Raw genomic sequence first — 15,965 nt, forward strand, 5'->3', positions numbered from 1 at the left:
CGGTGAATCCAACATCGCATTCGCGGGTAAACCCGCTCCTACCAGAGGGCGATGAATGGCTTAATACCAGCGCGGCTCACCAGCCGGGCGCTTCTTGAAGCGCTTCATGCTCCACATGTACTGGCTCGGGTACTCGCGTACATAACGCTCGACCACTTTGCTCATCGCCGCCGCCGACACATTCACATCGGTGCTGTACATCTCTTCCGGCGCAGCTTCGAGGAACACCTTGAAGCCCGAGCCATCCGGCAACCGCAGCGCATGCAGGAACACACCCACCGCCTTGCCACCGGCCAGCATGTTCGGCACGAACTTGCTGGTCAGCGCCTGGGTGCCGAGGAACGGCACGAACACGCCCGCCGATTCCGCCGGCTCCGGATCGGCAGGAATACCCACCTGGCCACCACGGCGCACTTCCTTGATCACGCTGAGGATGCCTTCCTTGGTCGACGGTGCCACGCGATTGCCCATCTGCACGCGCTGCTCGCGCAGCAGGTCATCCACCGCCTTCAGCTTCGGCGGGCGGTAGAAGATGATCGGTTTGCACTGGTTGCAGTAGAAGTGGTTCAGCACTTCCCAGTTGCCCAGGTGGCTGGTGATGCCGACCACGCCTTTACCCGAGGCCAGGGCCTGCTCCAGCACTTCCAGGCCATGCACTTCCTTGACCAGCTCCAGCGAGCGTTGCGGCGGCCAGATCCAGGCACAGGCACTTTCGACAAAGGATTTACCGATATCCCGCAGCGCCTGGCCCACCAGTTGCTCACGGGCAACCGGGTCCATCTCCGGGAAGCATTTGGCCAGGTTGATCCGTACCACGTTGCGCGAACTGTTGGGGATTTTCCACATCAGCCAGCCAATACCGGCGCCGACACGCTGCACAGCGCCCCAGGGCAGCTTGGCAAACAGGCGCAGCACCCCGACCATCAGGGCGCCCTTGAACTTTTCCACAGGCGAATTCCTTATTTCAGCAAGGCGCGCATTGTAACCCCTCAGCGCAACAAGGCGGCGTAGCGATCGCAGTCGGTGGTGTGGTCCATGACCATGCCGGTGGCCTGCATGAAGGCGTAGCAGATGGTCGGACCGACGAACGTGAAGCCAGCTTTCTGCAGGGCCTTGCTCATTGCCTTGGCTTCATCGGTGACCGCCGGCACATCGCTGCGCTGCTTGAAGTGGTTGATCTTCGGCGAGCCGCCGATGAACGACCACAGCCATTCGGCAGGGTTATCCACAGCCAGCCAGGCCTGGGCATTGCGCCGTGCAGCCTTGAGCTTGAGGCGATTGCGGATGATGCCTGCATCCTGCATCAATTCTTCGATGCGTTCGTCGCTCATGGCCGCCAGCTTTACCGGGTCGAAGCCGTACATCACCTGACGATAACGCTCGCGTTTGCGCAAAACGGTAATCCACGAAAGCCCCGCCTGGAACCCTTCGAGCAAAAGCATCTCGAAGAGCAACGCCGGGTCGCGCTGTGGCATTCCCCATTCCTGGTCGTGGTAGGCCTGGTACAACGGATCGTCGGTACACCAAAAGCAGCGTGGCATAAGGCTCCAATGAGTAGAGGGCGAGGCGAATCAGGTTATACTCCCGCTCTTTACATCCGCATCCCCAGATACAGGTGAATTTCGTGAGCCAGCCTACGCCAGCCGTGCGTACCTTCCAAGACCTGATCCTCGCCCTGCAGAACTACTGGGCAGCTCAAGGTTGTGTGGTACTTCAGCCCTACGATATGGAAGTAGGCGCCGGCACTTTCCACACCGCTACATTCCTGCGCGCCGTGGGTCCAGAAACCTGGAACGCCGCCTATGTGCAGCCTAGCCGTCGTCCTGCCGACGGGCGGTATGGCGAAAACCCCAACCGCCTGCAGCACTACTACCAGTTCCAGGTGGTGCTCAAACCGAACCCGGCCAACTTCCAGGAGCTGTACCTCGGCTCGCTGAAAGCCATCGGTCTGGATCCGCTGGTGCACGACATTCGTTTCGTCGAAGACAACTGGGAATCGCCGACCCTCGGCGCCTGGGGTCTGGGCTGGGAAATCTGGCTCAACGGCATGGAAGTCACCCAGTTCACCTACTTCCAACAAGTCGGCGGCATCGAGTGCTACCCGGTCACCGGTGAAATCACCTACGGCCTGGAGCGCCTGGCCATGTACATCCAGGGCGTCGATTCGGTGTACGACCTGGTGTGGGCCGACGGCCCGTTCGGCAAGGTCACCTATGGCGACGTGTTCCACCAGAACGAGGTGGAGCAGTCGACCTACAACTTTGAACATGCCAACGTCGACAAACTGTTCGAACTGTTCGATTTCTACGAAAGCGAAGCCAACCGCCTGATCAAGCTGGAGCTGCCGCTGCCGACCTATGAAATGGTCCTGAAGGCCTCGCACACCTTCAACCTGCTGGACGCCCGCCGCGCCATCTCGGTAACCGAGCGCCAGCGTTACATCCTGCGTGTACGTACCCTGGCCCGGGACGTGGCGCAAAGCTATCTGCAAGCCCGCGCACGCCTGGGCTTCCCGATGGCCACCCCTGAACTGCGTGACGAAGTGTTGGCTAAGCTGGAGGCTGCACAATGAGTGCTCAAGATTTCCTGGTAGAACTGGGCACCGAAGAGCTGCCACCCAAGGCCCTCGCCAGCCTTGGCGACGCCTTCCTGGCCGGTATCGAAAAAGGCCTGCAGGCTGCTGGCCTGAATTACACCGGCAAGCAGGTGTACGCCGCGCCGCGTCGTCTGGCCGTGCTGATTCGCCAGCTGGACGTGCAGCAGCCTGACCGCAGCATCAACATCGACGGCCCGCCCCTGCAGGCTGCCTTCAACGCCGAAGGCGAGCCGACCCAGGCTGCGCTGGGCTTCGCCAAGAAGTGCGGTGTGGAACTGGCCGAGATCGACCAGAGCGGCCCCAAGCTGCGCTTCTCCCAGCACATCCCGGGCAAGGCTACCGTTGGGCTGCTGCCGACCATCGTCGAAGATTCGCTGAACGACCTGCCGATTCCCAAGCGCATGCGCTGGGCGGCCAGCCGTGAAGAGTTCGTACGCCCGACCCAATGGCTGGTGATGCTGCTGGGCGATCAGGTGGTCGACTGCACCATCCTGTCGCAGAAGGCCGGGCGTGAATCCCGTGGCCACCGCTTCCACCATCCGGAAAACGTGCTCATCACCACCCCGGCCAACTACGTCGAAGACCTGCGCAAGGCCTACGTCCTGGCCGACTTCGCCGAGCGCCGCGAGCTGATCAGCAAGCGTACCGCAGAGCTGGCCATGCAGCAGGAAGGCACGGCCATCGTGCCACCGGCGCTGCTGGACGAAGTGACCGCACTGGTCGAGTGGCCGGTGCCGCTGGTGTGCTCGTTCGAGGAGCGTTTCCTCGAGGTACCGCAAGAAGCCCTGATCACCACCATGCAGGACAACCAGAAGTACTTCTGCCTGCTGGACAACGAAGGCAAGCTGCTGCCGCGCTTCATTACCGTGGCCAACGTCGAAAGCCGCGACCCGAAGCAGATCGTGCAAGGCAACGAAAAAGTCGTGCGCCCGCGCCTGACCGACGCCGAGTTCTTCTTCAAGCAGGACAAGAAGCAGCCACTGGAAACCTTCAACGAACGTCTCAAGAACGTGGTGTTCCAGGCTCAGCTCGGCACCGTGTACGACAAGGCTGAACGTGTTTCCAGGCTGGCCGCCTTCATTGCTCCGCTGATCGGCGGCGACGCCCAGCGCGCTGGCCGTGCCGGCCTGCTGTCGAAGTGCGACCTGGCCACCGAGATGGTCGGCGAATTCCCTGAAATGCAGGGTGTTGCCGGTTACTACTACGCGCTCAACGACGGTGAGCCGGAAGACGTAGCCCTGGCCCTGAACGAGCAGTACATGCCGCGCGGTGCAGGCGCCGAGCTGCCGCAGACCCTGACCGGTGCTGCCGTGGCCATCGCCGACAAGCTCGACACCCTGGTGGGCATCTTTGGCATCGGCATGCTGCCTACCGGCAGCAAGGACCCGTACGCCCTGCGCCGTGCTGCTCTGGGCGTGCTGCGTATCCTGATCGAGAAGCAACTGGACCTGGACCTGACCGGTGCGGTCGAGTTTGCGGTCAAGCAGTTCGGCGCCAAGGTCAAGGCCCCCGGCCTGGCCGAACAAGTACTGGAGTTCATTTTCGACCGCCTGCGCGCGCGTTACGAAGACGAAGGCATCGACGTCGCCACGTACCTGTCGGTACGCGCACTGCAGCCAGGCTCCGCCCTGGACTTCGACCAGCGCGTACAAGCCGTGCAGGCGTTCCGCAAACTGCCGGAAGCCGAGGCCCTGGCCGCGGTGAACAAGCGCGTGTCGAACCTGCTGAGCAAGGCCGAAGGTGCCATCGCCGAGCAGGTCGAGCCGAAGTACTTCGACAATGCCAACGAGTTCTCCCTGTACTCGGCCATCCAGCAGGCCGACCAGGCCGTGCAACCGATGGCTGCGGCACGTCAGTACAGCGAATCGCTGGCCCGCCTGGCGGCCCTGCGTGACCCGGTCGATGCCTTCTTCGAGGCGGTCATGGTCAACGCCGAAGACGCCAAGGTACGTGCCAACCGTTATGCCCTGCTCAGCCGCCTGCGCGGCCTGTTCCTGGGCGTGGCTGACATTTCGCTGCTGGGGTAAGCCTTGAAACTGCTGATTCTCGACCGTGACGGGGTGATCAACTACGACTCCGATGCGTACATCAAGACGCTGGAAGAATGGGTGCCGATCCCAGGTTCGGTCGATGCGATCGCGCAGTTGAGCAAGGCGGGCTGGACGGTGGCCGTGGCCACCAACCAGTCCGGCATTGCCCGTGGCTACTACCCGCTGGCAACCCTTGAGGCCATGCACGCGCGCCTGCGCGCGCTGGTGGCCGAGCAGGGCGGCGAGGTGGGCCACATCGTGTATTGCCCGCATGGGCCGGACGAGGGGTGCGATTGCCGCAAGCCCAAGCCCGGCATGCTGCGGGCGATCGCCGAGCATTACCAGATCGGCCTTGAAGGCGTCTGGTTCGTCGGCGACAGCAAAGGTGACCTGGAGGCCGCCCTGGCCGTCGGTGCACAACCCGTGCTGGTGAAGACCGGCAAGGGCGAGCGGACCCTGGAAAAAGGCGTCCCGGAAACTACACTGATTTTCGACGATCTGGCAGCTATCGCCAGAGAACTAATTTAAACAGTGCGCCTTCTGGCGCATTTTTCTCAGGCGGGCATGCCCCGCAATGGTACAAGCCACTATGTCGATCCTGCAGGCGATCAGAATCTTTCTTTTTTACCTGCTGCTGGGCACCAGTTCGCTGCTGTGGTGCTCGCTGAGCTTCTTCGTCGCGCCGTTCCTGTCGTTCCCCAAGCGCTACAAGTTCATCAATGTGTACTGGTGCCGCTGCGCGCTGTTTCTGGTGCGCACCATCTTGGGCATCGACTACAAGATCACTGGCGCCGAGAACGTGCCAGCTGAGCCTTGCGTGATTTTGTCCAATCACCAGAGCACCTGGGAAACCTTCTTCCTGTCCCAGTACTTCTCGCCGCTTAGCCAGGTGCTCAAGCGCGAGCTGCTGTATGTACCGTTCTTCGGCTGGGCCATGGCCATGCTGCGGCCCATCGCGATCAACCGCGACAACCCCAAGGAAGCGTTGCGCCAGGTGGCGAGCAAGGGTGACGAACTGCTCAAGCAGAAGACGTGGGTGCTGATTTTCCCAGAAGGCACCCGTGTACCGTTCGGCACCCTCGGCAAGTTCTCCCGCGGCGGTACCGCCCTGGCCGTGAATGCCGGGCTGCCGGTGCTGCCGATTGCCCACAACGCTGGCAAGTTCTGGCCCAAGACGGGTTGGGGCAAGCGCGCCGGTACAATCGAAGTGGTAATTGGTGAGCCGATGTACGCCAACGGCACTGGGCCACGTGCCATCGCCGAACTCAACGACCGCGCTGCAGCTTGGAACGAAGCGACCCAGCGGGCCATGGGATCGCTGCCGCCAGCTGCGGAAAAACCTCAGGAGCAGATGGCTTGACCTTCTGTGGATAACTTGTGTGCAGTTTTTGGATTAAATGCTTGAATTGATAGCTAAGTGTATGAATTTTCTAGTTATTTATTTGTATGAATTTTTTCTGAAAATCGTGCATAAGTTTTTTTGAGGTATAAAAAAACCGGCTTTTACAGCCGGTTTTTTTATGGCATGTGGACATCAGACTTTGTCGATATCTACATCCTTGGTTTCTCTCAGACAGAAGATCCCAACCACCAGACTGATCCCGGTCACCAGCACCGGGTACCACAGCCCGTAGAAGATATCCCCGGTATAGACCACCAGCGCAAACGATACGGTAGGCAGGAAACCACCAAACCAGCCATTGCCAATGTGGTAGGGCAGCGACATCGAGGTGTAGCGGATGCGGGTCGGGAACAGCTCGACCATCACCGCCGCCAACGGACCATAGGTCATGGTCGCGATCAGGATCATCGCCACGATCAGTACCACCACCATTACCTGGTTGACCTGCGCAGGCTCCGCCTTGGCCGGGTAACCAGCCTGCTCGATTGCAGCACGCATGGCGGTTTCGTCAAAGCCGTTGATGGTCTTGTCACCGATGTTCACCACCACTTCACTGCCGGCCACGCTTACCGAGCTGTACGGCAGGCCCTGCTTGACCAGGAAGGTCTTGACCTTGTCGCACGGGCTGTCAAAACGAGCCTTGCCCACTGGGTCGAACTGGAATGTGCAGCCTTGCGGGTCGGCGGTGACCACAATCGGCGCCTGACGGCTGGCAGCGTCGATCTGCGGGTTGGCGTAGTAGCTCAGCGCCTTGAACAGTGGGAAGTACAGTACCGTGGCCAGCAACAGGCCGAGCATCAGGATCGGCTTGCGGCCGATACGGTCGGACAACCAGCCGAAGAACACGAAGAACGGCGCGCCAATCACAACGCTGATGATGAGCAGGGTGTTGGCCTGAGCCGAGTCCATTTTCAGCATCTGGGTCATGAAGAACAGAACGTAGAACTGCGCCGTGTAGAAGGTCACAGCCTGCCCCGCGTTGATGCTGAACAGGGCGGTAAGCACCACTTTCAGGTTTGGCCAGGAGGTGAATGACTCACGGATGGGCGACTTGCTGACCTTGCCCTGAGCCTTCATTTTCACAAAGGCCGGCGACTCGTGCATGCTCATGCGAATCCAGGTGGAGATCGCCAGCAGCACGATCGACAGCAGGAACGGCAAGCGCCAGCCCCAGGTTTCGAACTGGTCGCCACTGACATACCGGCTACCCAGCACCACCAAGAGCGACAACAACAGGCCCAGCGTTGCGGTGGACTGGATGAAACCAGTGTGTAAGCCACGCTTGCCGGGCGGCGCATGCTCGGCCACGTAAGTGGCTGCACCGCCATACTCACCGCCCAGCGCCAGCCCCTGAAGCATGCGCAGGATCACCAGGATGATCGGTGCGGCGATGCCGATGCTGGCGTAGGTGGGCAACAACCCCACAGCGAAAGTGGACAGGCCCATCAACACGATGGTGACCAGGAAGGTGTACTTGCGCCCGATCATGTCACCCAGGCGGCCGAACACCAGCGCGCCAAACGGCCGCACCAGAAAGCCCGCAGCAAAGGCCATCAGGGCGAAGATGAAAGCGGTGGTATCGTTCACGCCAGCGAAGAACTGCTTGCTGATGACCGCTGCCAGCGCACCATAGAGAAAAAAGTCATACCACTCGAAAACCGTCCCGAGGGATGACGCGAAAATGATCTTGCGTTCTTCACGGCGGCTGGAGCTGCTGGCCGCCGCACCCTGCTCTTGGATGTAATCCGACATCGTTGCTGTCCTCGGCCCTTAGGCCACAGTGATTATTCTTGTTGTTCCACTGTCGGCGACTTCTGACCGCAAGCCGCCGGTACTGCACGCACCCGGGTCAGGGCGTCGGTAACGCGTCTTCGTTCAGGTAGGTCTGGGTAGCAGCTCCTTTGAGGATCAGTTGCGCCGCCTTTTCGGCGATCATCAGGGTGGGGGAACACGTATTGCCGGAAGTTATCTGCGGCATGATCGAAGCATCAGCCACGCGAAGTCCGGGGATGCCATGCACGCGCAGCTGGTTATCCACAACGTCCATGGCACCGTTGCCCATGCGACAGGTACCGACCGGGTGGAAGATGGTGGTGCCGATCTTGCCAGCGGCCTCGAACAGTTCTTCCTCGCTTTGCAGCGCCGGGCCCGGCAAATATTCCTTGGGCTCGAAAGCGGCGAGGGCAGGGGCCTGGACGATGCGCCGGGTGAGGCGAATGGCATCGGCAGCAACCCGCAAGTCCTGCGGAGCACTGAGGTAATTGGGGTCGATCAGCGGCGTGCTATTCATGTCGGTGCTGCAGATGTCGATGCGCCCACGGCTGGCCGGGCGCAGGTTGCACACCGAGGCCGTAAAGGCCGGGAACTGATGCAACGGCTCACCGAAGCGTTCCAGTGACAGCGGCTGCACGTGATACTGAAGGTTGGCGGTGGCCTGTTCGGGGCTTGAACGCACGAACGCGCCTAACTGGCTCGGCGCCATGGCCAGCGGCCCGCTACGGTCGTAGAGGTAACGCAGGCCCATGCCCATCTTGCCCCACAGGCTGTTGGCCATCTGGTTCAAGGTACGGGTGTTGCGGATCTGGTAGATCAGGCGCAGTTGCAGGTGGTCCTGCAAGTTGCCACCAACGCCAGGCATATCGTGGCGAACACCAATGCCCAAGCTTTCCAGCAACTGACGCGGGCCGATGCCGGAGCGCTGGAGGATGCCCGGTGAACCAACTGCCCCAGCACAGAGAATGATCTCGCGGCGCGCCGCAAACTCATGCCAGGCCCCTTGCCAGAGCGCCTTCACTGCCCTTGCGCGGGTGTTGTCGAGCAGTACCTGGTCAACCTGCACGCCGGTCAGCACAGTGAGGTTGGCGCGATCCTTGATCGGCCGCAGGAAAGCTTTGGAAGCGTTCCAGCGCACACCACTGCGCTGGTTGACCTGAAAATATCCACAACCCTGGTTGTCGCCGGTGTTGAAATCGTCGACCCTGCCAATACCGCTCTGCTCGGCGGCATCACGGAAAGCATCAAGGATCGGCCAGCTGTAGCGTTGGCGCTCGACTCGCCATTCGCCCTCCGCGCCGTGGTACTCGCTGGCGCCGGCAAAGTGGTTTTCGCTGGCCTTGAACAGCGGTAACACATCTTTCCACGCCCAGCCGTCGTTGCCTTGCGCGGCCCAATGGTCATAGTCGGCGGCTTGGCCCCGCATGTAGATCATGCCGTTGATCGACGAACAGCCACCTAGCACCTTGCCCCTTGGATAACCCAAAGCGCGACCGCCGAGCCCAGGCTGTGCCTCGGTCTTGAAGCACCAGTCTGTGCGCGGATTGCCGATGCAGTAGAGGTAACCGACGGGGATATGGATCCAGGGATAATTGTCACGGCCACCCGCCTCCAGCAGCAGCACGCGGCAGGAAGGGTCGGCGGACAAACGATTGGCCAGCAGGCATCCGGCAGGACCGGCCCCTACGACCACGTAGTCGAAGACAGAATCGGCTGATGGCATGTGCAACCTCGCGCCTGTTTTTTATTCTTGTCCCGATCCATCTTAGTGAGTAATTTCGTGGATGAAACACGAGATTTCGCGCAGCCGCTGTGCGTTTTAGCACAGTGGCAAGCCTGTACCGACCTCTTCGCGGGCTCGCCCGCACCTCAGGGATCACGTTAACTTCAGGGTGTTGACCACACCTGTGGGGCATGCCCGTGAAGAGGCCGGAACGAACTGCCATAAGGGACAAGCATGTTCGACTGGAATGATCTGCGTTTTTTCCTCGAGTTGCAGCGCAGCGGCCGCCTGCTGACCGCCGCCAAGCGCCTGAACACTACCCACAGCACCGTGGCCCGGCATATCGAGAGCATCGAGCAGAGCCTGGGGACCGCGCTGTTCGTGCAACATGCCCAGGGGTACGAGCTGACCCCCTCGGGCCAAGCCCTGCTCAAGCATGCCGAAGCCATGGAGAACGTCGCCCTGCTGGCACAGGAGGAAATCACCCAGGCCATCACCCCGCTGGGCAAGATTCGCCTGGGGGTAACCGAAGGCATCGGCATCATGTTCTTCACCCCACGCATGAACGCGTTGTTCGAGCGCTACCCCGGCCTGGAGGTGGAACTGGTTGCGGTCCCGCGTTTCGTCAGCATCCTCAACCGCGAGGCAGAAATCAGCATCCATCTGGAGCGACCCAACGCCGATCTGCTGATCACCCGCAAACTCACCGACTACCGCCTGGCGCTGTACGCCAGCCAGGACTATCTGGACCGTGCGCCGCCATTGCGTCACCGAGAAGACCTGGCCCGGCACAGCTGGATCGGCTACGTTGACGATTTGCTGTTCAGCCAGGAACTGCTGTTTCTCAACAGTTTCTGCCGAGCACCCAACGTGGTCTTTCGCAGCACCAGCGTGATCGCCCAGCAAGCCGCCGCCCGCGCCGGGCTGGGCATCGCCGTGCTGCCCAACTACATGGCCCGCCACGACCCGACACTGGTGCGTGTGCTGCCGGGAGAAACCATCCAGCGCAGCTACTGGATCTGCACCCGCCGCGAGCTGCACAAGTCTGTGCGCCTGCGGGTGGTATGGGACTACCTGCTGGCGTTATGCGCGGCCGAACAAAGCGAGTTGCTAGCCGAGTAGTGCCTTGCCGGCCAACAACAGGGCTGCGGCCCAACCTGCCACGGCAAACATTTGCTGCAGACGCGGCCCGGCCAACCTGGCTGCCAAGGGCCGCGCCAGCAGCAGACCGAGCACCGCGCCGACGGCAAACGGGGCGCCAACCTGCCAGTGCATGACGCCCGCAAGGCTGGCGCTGACCACACTGCCGGTAGAGACCAGGGCAATCACTGCCAGCGAGGTGGAGACGATACTGGCCATGCGCAGGTTGGTGTAGCGGTTCAGGGCCGGGATGATAACGAACCCCCCACCCACGCCCAGCAAGCCGGACAACAACCCGGACAAGGCACCCGTGAATGCCAGTGCGCGCGCGCAGGGCAGGGTCCAGCGCAAACGCCCCTGCAACGGGTTCAGCACGCACGGCTCGATAAAGCGATGAGCGTCATTGGCTTCGCCACGCAGTTCTTTGGCCGCCTTGCGCCAGATGCGCAGGCAGGCATAAACCAGCACGCCGGCGAATACCACCTGCAACGGTGCATTCGGCAGGCGGTGCGCCAGCATCAGCCCGAACGGCGCTGCTGCCACACCAACCAACGCAATGAACAGCGCAGCCCTATAACGCACCAGACCTTGGCGCAAGCCCAGCACCGCACCAACCGCTGCAGCCAAACCTACAGCCAACAGGCCCACCGGTGCCGCTTCGACCATCGATAGCCCCAGGCCGAACACCAGCAACGGTACTGCGAGAATGCCACCGCCTGCGCCGGTCAGCGCCAGCACCGCGCCGATGATTGCGCCCAGGCCCGCCCCTAACAGTTGATGCTCGATCACTGCCCACCCTCAGCTACCAGCTGCGGGCGTGCCAACCACTCGCGCCCCTTGAGCATGCCTTGCCAGTACAACGGTGGCAGCGCCTGTGCCTTGAGCAACCAGGCCAGGCGTGTCGGCTTGCGGCCATCCAGTAACCAGTTAGGGAAGCTCGGTGCCAGCTTGCCGCCATAGGTGAACTCGGCCAGGACAATCTTGCCGCGCTCGACGGTAAGCGGGCACGAGCCATAGCCGTCGTACTGAGCCAGGGTCGCCAGCCTGCCCAGCGCCACCAGCACATTGTTGGCGACCACCGGTGCCTGCTTGCGCGCCGCAGCGGCGGTCTTGGCATTGCTGGTGTTAGCCACGTCACCCAGGGCATGAACATTAGTGTATTTGCGATGGCGCAGGGTATGCGGATCGACGTCAACCCAGCCGGAGCTATCAGCCAAGGGGCTTTCGCGAATGAAGTCTGGCGCCACCTGTGGCGGTACCACGTGCAGCATGTCGAAGGCCTCGATGCGCGTTTCGCTGCTGCCATCGGGCAGGGTACGCAAGAATGTAGCGCGCTTTCCCGGGCCGTCTACGGCAACCAACCTGTGGGAGAAGTTGAGGTCGACGGCGTATTTCTCGATGTACTTCATCAGCGCGGGCACGTAATCCGCGACACCGAACAGTACGGCACCCGCATTATAGAAGCTGGCTTTCACCGCCCCCAAATGGCCATGGCGCAGCCAGTGGTCGCAAGACAGATACAGCGCCTTCTGTGGTGCACCGGCGCACTTGATCGGCATGGGCGGCTGGCTGAACAACGCGCGTCCTTGCTTGAGCTTTTGCACCAGTTCCCAGGTATAGGGCGCCAAGTCGTAGCGATAGTTGGAGGTGACACCGTTGCGGCCGAGGGTCTCGCTGAGCCCATCGATGGCCGCCCAGTCCAGCTTGAGGCCGGGGCAGACGATCAGCTGTTCATAGCTGATGGCGCGACCATCATCGAGGATGACCAACTGGGCCAATGGGTCGAATCCCTTTACCCGCGCCTTGACCCAGCGCACACCGCGAGGAATGGTCGACGCCATGGTGCGGGCAGTGCTTGGTGCCTTGAACACACCGGCACCGACCATGGTCCAGCCGGGTTGGTAGTAGTGCACTTCGGCAGGGTCGATCAAGGCGACGTCCAACGATGGGTCGCGGCTGGTCAGGCTGGAAGCAGTGGCGATCCCGGCGGCACCGGCACCGACGATGACCACCTTGTGGTGGTCGGTATTGGCAGGGGACAACAAGGCAGGCATGGCGGCAAATCCTGGAAATCTGATTATGGGGGCAGGGCGGTTACAGCTTGTTCAGCGGGATCTTCAGATAGCTCACGCCGTTCGCCTCCGGAGGGGGTAGCTGGCCGCTACGCATGTTCACCTGCACCGAAGGCAGGATCAGCACAGGCATTTCGAGCGTCTTGTCGCGGGCTTCGCGCATGGCAACGAAGCTGTCCTCATCGATACCCTGGTGGATGTGAATGTTGTGGGCGCGCTGCTCGGCGACAGTTGTGACGTACTGCATGTCGCGGCCACCTGGCAGGTAGTCGTGGCACATGAACAACCGCGTCTGATCGGGGAAAGCCAGCAGGCGACGGATTGAGCGATACAAGGTGCGGGCATCGGCCCCGGGGAAGTCGCAGCGGGCGGTGCCATAGTCGGGCATGAACAAGGTGTCTCCAACGAACACCGCGATCTCGCCAGCATCTTCGATCATGAAACTCATGCACGCGGGTGTGTGCCCAGGCGTGTGCAACGCACGGGCCTGCAGGTTGCCAATACGGAAACCTTCCTCGTCTTCGAGCAGCACATCGAACTGGCTGCCATCACGGGCGAAGCCGGGCTCAGCGTTGAACAAGGCGCCAAACACTTTCTGCACCTGGGTAATGTGCGCGCCAATTGCGGTATGGCCGCCCAGCTTTTCCTTCAGGTAGGCAGCGGCTGAAAGGTGGTCGGCGTGTACATGGGTTTCCAGCACCCAGCGCACACTGGCATTCAGCTCGTTCACACGCTCGATCAGGCGATCAGCCGAAGCGCTGCAGGTGCGCCCGGACTTGGAGTCGTAATCCAGCACGCTGTCGATCAATGCGCATTGTCGGGTTTCACGGTCCATGACCAGGTAGCTGATGGTCGAGGTCGCCTCGTCGTAGAAGGCGTCCACGTGAAGGTTGTTGCCGATGATCATCACGTTCTCCAATTTATCCGCACCGCCTTGTACAGGCGTAGGCAGTGACAGGAGCTTTATCAAGATGCATGCCAGGCTTTTTGACACTCACTGGCCAGTAAAACCGGCCAGTTGCAGACTGCTGCCGTCAAAACTGGCAGCCCAGATGGCAGTCGACTGACAGCCAATGGCAGTGTTTGGCAGTCCTTGTTACCCTGCGTCGGTCATCCATACGGTGCCCTCATGCCTGAAGCCCATCCCCTCATCCTAGCTCTGGTTTCCTACCTCGAGCACGATGCCCTCCCGACCATCGTGTTGGACACCGACTACAACATCCTCGCCGCCAATGCGGCCTATCGCCGTCAGTTTGGGCGGCATGATCAGGCCCCACTGGGCGAGAAGTGCCACAGGGTTTCGCATCACTACGCTGTGCCGTGCGACCAGGCTGGCGAACATTGCCCGATGCGCAAGGCGTGGGACAGCAAGGTACCGGAACGGGTATTGCACATTCATCACACACCACGCGGCCCGGAGCATGTGGATGTCGAGTTGCGGCCGATCCTGGATGAACAGGGCAAGGTAGTGGCCTTTGTCGAACGCCTCACCACCATCACCCTCGCCTCGGCGCAGCCTCAGGAGCAAGGGTTGGTCGGCCGCGCGCCAACCTTCAAGGCCGCGCTGGCCAGCCTGCAGCGTGCGGCACCGGCGCAGATCCCGGTGTTGTTGCAGGGGGAGTCGGGGACCGGCAAGGAGCTGTTCGCCCGTGCAGTGCACATGGGCAGCCCCAGGGCCAACGGCCCACTGGTGGTGGTGGACTGCACCGGTCTGACCGAGTCGTTGTTCGAGAGTGAACTGTTCGGCTATGAGAAGGGTGCGTTCACCGGGGCGAATCAGCGCAAGATCGGCTTGGCCGAGGCAGCCCATGGCGGCACCCTGTTCCTCGACGAAATCGGTGAAGTGCCGCTGGCGATGCAGGTGAAGCTGCTGCGCCTGATAGAGTCCGGCAGTTTCCGTCCTGTGGGCAGCCTGCGCACTGTGCATTCGGATTTCCGCCTGATATCGGCCACCCATAAACCACTTAAACAAATGGTCGCGGATGGCTCCTTCCGTGAAGACCTGTATTACCGCATCAGTGGCTTCCCGATTCGTCTGCCTGCATTGCGCGAACGGGTGGAGGATCTGCCGCTGCTCGCACAAAGCCTGCTGCAGCGCATGGTGGGCCAGCCGACGCCCAGGCTGAGTGAAGACGCCTTGCAGCAACTTGCATTGCATCCGTTTCCGGGCAATATCCGCGAGCTGCGCAACATTCTGGAACGCGCGCGTTTGTTTGCCGATGACGGTGTGATCAGGCCGGAGCATTTACCGGAAGACACTGGGCTGACTGGCGCGCCTAAAGGAAGCGGCCGTCGCAATGACTTGGGTGAGCTGGCGCAGGCGCTGGAGCTGTTCAAAGGCTCGCGCAGTGAACTGGCCAGTCATCTTGGCATGAGTGAACGCACGCTGTATCGCCGCTTGAAAGCGCTCGGGCTGAACTGAAAGAACGCCAGACTTTACCGGACCTTTACCTGCGCCCTGACATTGAAAGGGAAAAATCGTGGTCTGATCAGTTAACCGAAACTGGCAATCAATACTTGCCAGGCGATTAACAGGCAGAGGACCGCATCAAATGAAGAAAGCCCTAACCGTGATCTGCGCCGCGCTCATGCTCAGCACACCGCTGGCAAGCTTCGCGCAACCGGGCCCGCCTGATCGGCATGATGGCGGCCCATCGCACCAAGGCAACCCGCCACATGGTCAACCACAGCACCAGGGCCGACATGACAATGGCCGCGGACCTGCTTACCGTGATCCAAACTTCCGCCCACAACAAGGCATGCCGATACCTCATAAGCAGTGGCAGCGTGGTCATGCCGTTGATCCACATTACCGTGGTGATCGTTACTGGGTAACTGACTGGCAAGCGCGCCACCTGTATGCGCCACCTCGTGATCATCGTTGGCTGTATGTGAATGGCGACTATGTGCTGGTGGCCATTGCCAGCGGTGTGATCGTGAACATTCTGGCCGGCTACTGATTGATTGCAGGCACTAAAAAGCCCGCATCAGCGGGCTTCTTAGTGTGTGGCGAATTACACCTGATGTAGGTTCACAAAATAGGTGATAGGCCAGACCCCGTGAAATTGGAATCTTCGCCATTTTTTTTGTGAAATGAAGGGGTGCTTTTCACAGAAAAGCCGAGAAATCCCTACTCACCAATCACAAAAGTTGATTGGCCTGGAAAGGGCCGTTTACGACCGACGCGTGACTTTTCGGTAAGGGATGAGGAGTAGTCGCAGCGATCCTT

14 protein-coding genes are annotated in these 15,965 nt (G+C 61.1%); 7 read left to right on the forward strand and 7 right to left on the reverse strand.

Going from position 1 to position 15,965, the window contains the following annotated elements:
• Positions 1-60: 60 nt before the first annotated feature.
• Together QYE47_RS00195 and QYE47_RS00200 are read right to left on the reverse strand one after the other, a co-directional pair.
• A complete protein-coding gene (locus QYE47_RS00195) occupies positions 61-948 on the reverse strand; it encodes a lysophospholipid acyltransferase (protein WP_003253121.1) in 888 nt (295 codons plus the stop codon).
• A gap of 41 nt (positions 949-989) precedes the next feature.
• The gene (locus QYE47_RS00200; protein WP_019438059.1) at positions 990-1,541 is read right to left on the reverse strand and encodes a DNA-3-methyladenine glycosylase I; all 552 of its coding nucleotides are present in this window, start codon (positions 1,539-1,541) and stop codon (positions 990-992) included.
• An 83-nt stretch (positions 1,542-1,624) separates the two neighbouring features.
• On the opposite strand from QYE47_RS00200, the gene glyQ reads away from it, so the two are divergent.
• Genes glyQ through QYE47_RS00220 form a run of 4 tightly spaced genes read left to right on the forward strand, consistent with a single transcriptional unit; the run spans position 1,625 to position 5,986 of the window.
• Complete coding sequence (gene glyQ, locus QYE47_RS00205; protein WP_003253126.1) at positions 1,625-2,572, forward strand: glycine--tRNA ligase subunit alpha; 948 nt, start codon at positions 1,625-1,627, stop codon at positions 2,570-2,572.
• Positions 2,569-4,623 (forward strand): glycine--tRNA ligase subunit beta, encoded by a 2,055-nt coding sequence (gene glyS, locus QYE47_RS00210; protein WP_014589212.1) that lies wholly within the window; start codon positions 2,569-2,571, stop codon positions 4,621-4,623. The genes glyQ and glyS overlap by 4 nt, the downstream gene beginning before the upstream one ends.
• A gap of 3 nt (positions 4,624-4,626) precedes the next feature.
• Positions 4,627-5,154 (forward strand): D-glycero-beta-D-manno-heptose 1,7-bisphosphate 7-phosphatase, encoded by a 528-nt coding sequence (gene gmhB / locus QYE47_RS00215; protein ID WP_003253129.1) that lies wholly within the window; start codon positions 4,627-4,629, stop codon positions 5,152-5,154.
• A 46-nt stretch (positions 5,155-5,200) separates the two neighbouring features.
• Positions 5,201-5,986, forward strand: coding sequence for a 1-acyl-sn-glycerol-3-phosphate acyltransferase (locus QYE47_RS00220; RefSeq protein WP_019438060.1), 786 nt, complete (start codon positions 5,201-5,203; stop codon positions 5,984-5,986).
• Between the two features lie 174 nt (positions 5,987-6,160).
• Here the strand turns inward: QYE47_RS00220 and QYE47_RS00225 are convergent, their stop codons facing one another.
• Positions 6,161-7,780, reverse strand: coding sequence for an MFS transporter (locus tag QYE47_RS00225; protein WP_014589209.1), 1,620 nt, complete (start codon positions 7,778-7,780; stop codon positions 6,161-6,163).
• Between the two features lie 97 nt (positions 7,781-7,877).
• Entirely contained in the window at positions 7,878-9,524 is a 1,647-nt protein-coding gene (locus QYE47_RS00230) for a GMC family oxidoreductase (protein WP_070383322.1), read from the reverse strand.
• Positions 9,525-9,758: 234 nt separating this feature from the next.
• Between QYE47_RS00230 and QYE47_RS00235 the strand changes: the two genes are divergently transcribed.
• On the forward strand, positions 9,759-10,646 hold the full coding sequence (locus QYE47_RS00235) for a LysR family transcriptional regulator (protein WP_014589207.1): 888 nt from the start codon (positions 9,759-9,761) through the stop codon (positions 10,644-10,646).
• On the opposite strand, the gene QYE47_RS00240 is transcribed toward QYE47_RS00235, so the two are convergent.
• Genes QYE47_RS00240 through QYE47_RS00250 form a run of 3 tightly spaced genes read right to left on the reverse strand, consistent with a single transcriptional unit; the run spans position 10,635 to position 13,643 of the window.
• On the reverse strand, positions 10,635-11,453 hold the full coding sequence (locus QYE47_RS00240; protein ID WP_014589206.1) for a sulfite exporter TauE/SafE family protein: 819 nt from the start codon (positions 11,451-11,453) through the stop codon (positions 10,635-10,637). The two genes, QYE47_RS00235 and QYE47_RS00240, sit on opposite strands and share 12 nt — an antisense overlap.
• Positions 11,450-12,718, reverse strand: coding sequence for an FAD/NAD(P)-binding oxidoreductase (locus QYE47_RS00245; protein WP_014589205.1), 1,269 nt, complete (start codon positions 12,716-12,718; stop codon positions 11,450-11,452). Before QYE47_RS00245 ends, QYE47_RS00240 begins: the two co-directional genes overlap by 4 nt.
• Before the next feature lie 40 nt (positions 12,719-12,758).
• On the reverse strand, positions 12,759-13,643 hold the full coding sequence (locus QYE47_RS00250) for an MBL fold metallo-hydrolase (protein ID WP_019438063.1): 885 nt from the start codon (positions 13,641-13,643) through the stop codon (positions 12,759-12,761).
• Positions 13,644-13,865: 222 nt separating this feature from the next.
• On the opposite strand from QYE47_RS00250, the gene QYE47_RS00255 reads away from it, so the two are divergent.
• Both QYE47_RS00255 and QYE47_RS00260 read left to right on the forward strand, forming a co-directional pair.
• Positions 13,866-15,158, forward strand: a complete 1,293-nt coding sequence (locus QYE47_RS00255) for a sigma-54-dependent Fis family transcriptional regulator (RefSeq protein WP_014589203.1) — start codon at positions 13,866-13,868, stop codon at positions 15,156-15,158.
• 130 nt (positions 15,159-15,288) lie between these two features.
• Positions 15,289-15,696 carry an RcnB family protein gene (locus tag QYE47_RS00260; RefSeq protein WP_019438064.1) on the forward strand — a complete coding sequence of 136 codons (408 nt, stop codon included), beginning with the start codon at positions 15,289-15,291 and terminating at the stop codon, positions 15,694-15,696.
• The last annotated feature ends 269 nt before the right edge of the window (positions 15,697-15,965 follow it).

Source organism: Pseudomonas sp. 2,4-D, from assembly GCF_030418155.1.
In the GTDB taxonomy this organism is placed as follows: domain Bacteria; phylum Pseudomonadota; class Gammaproteobacteria; order Pseudomonadales; family Pseudomonadaceae; genus Aquipseudomonas; species Aquipseudomonas alloputida.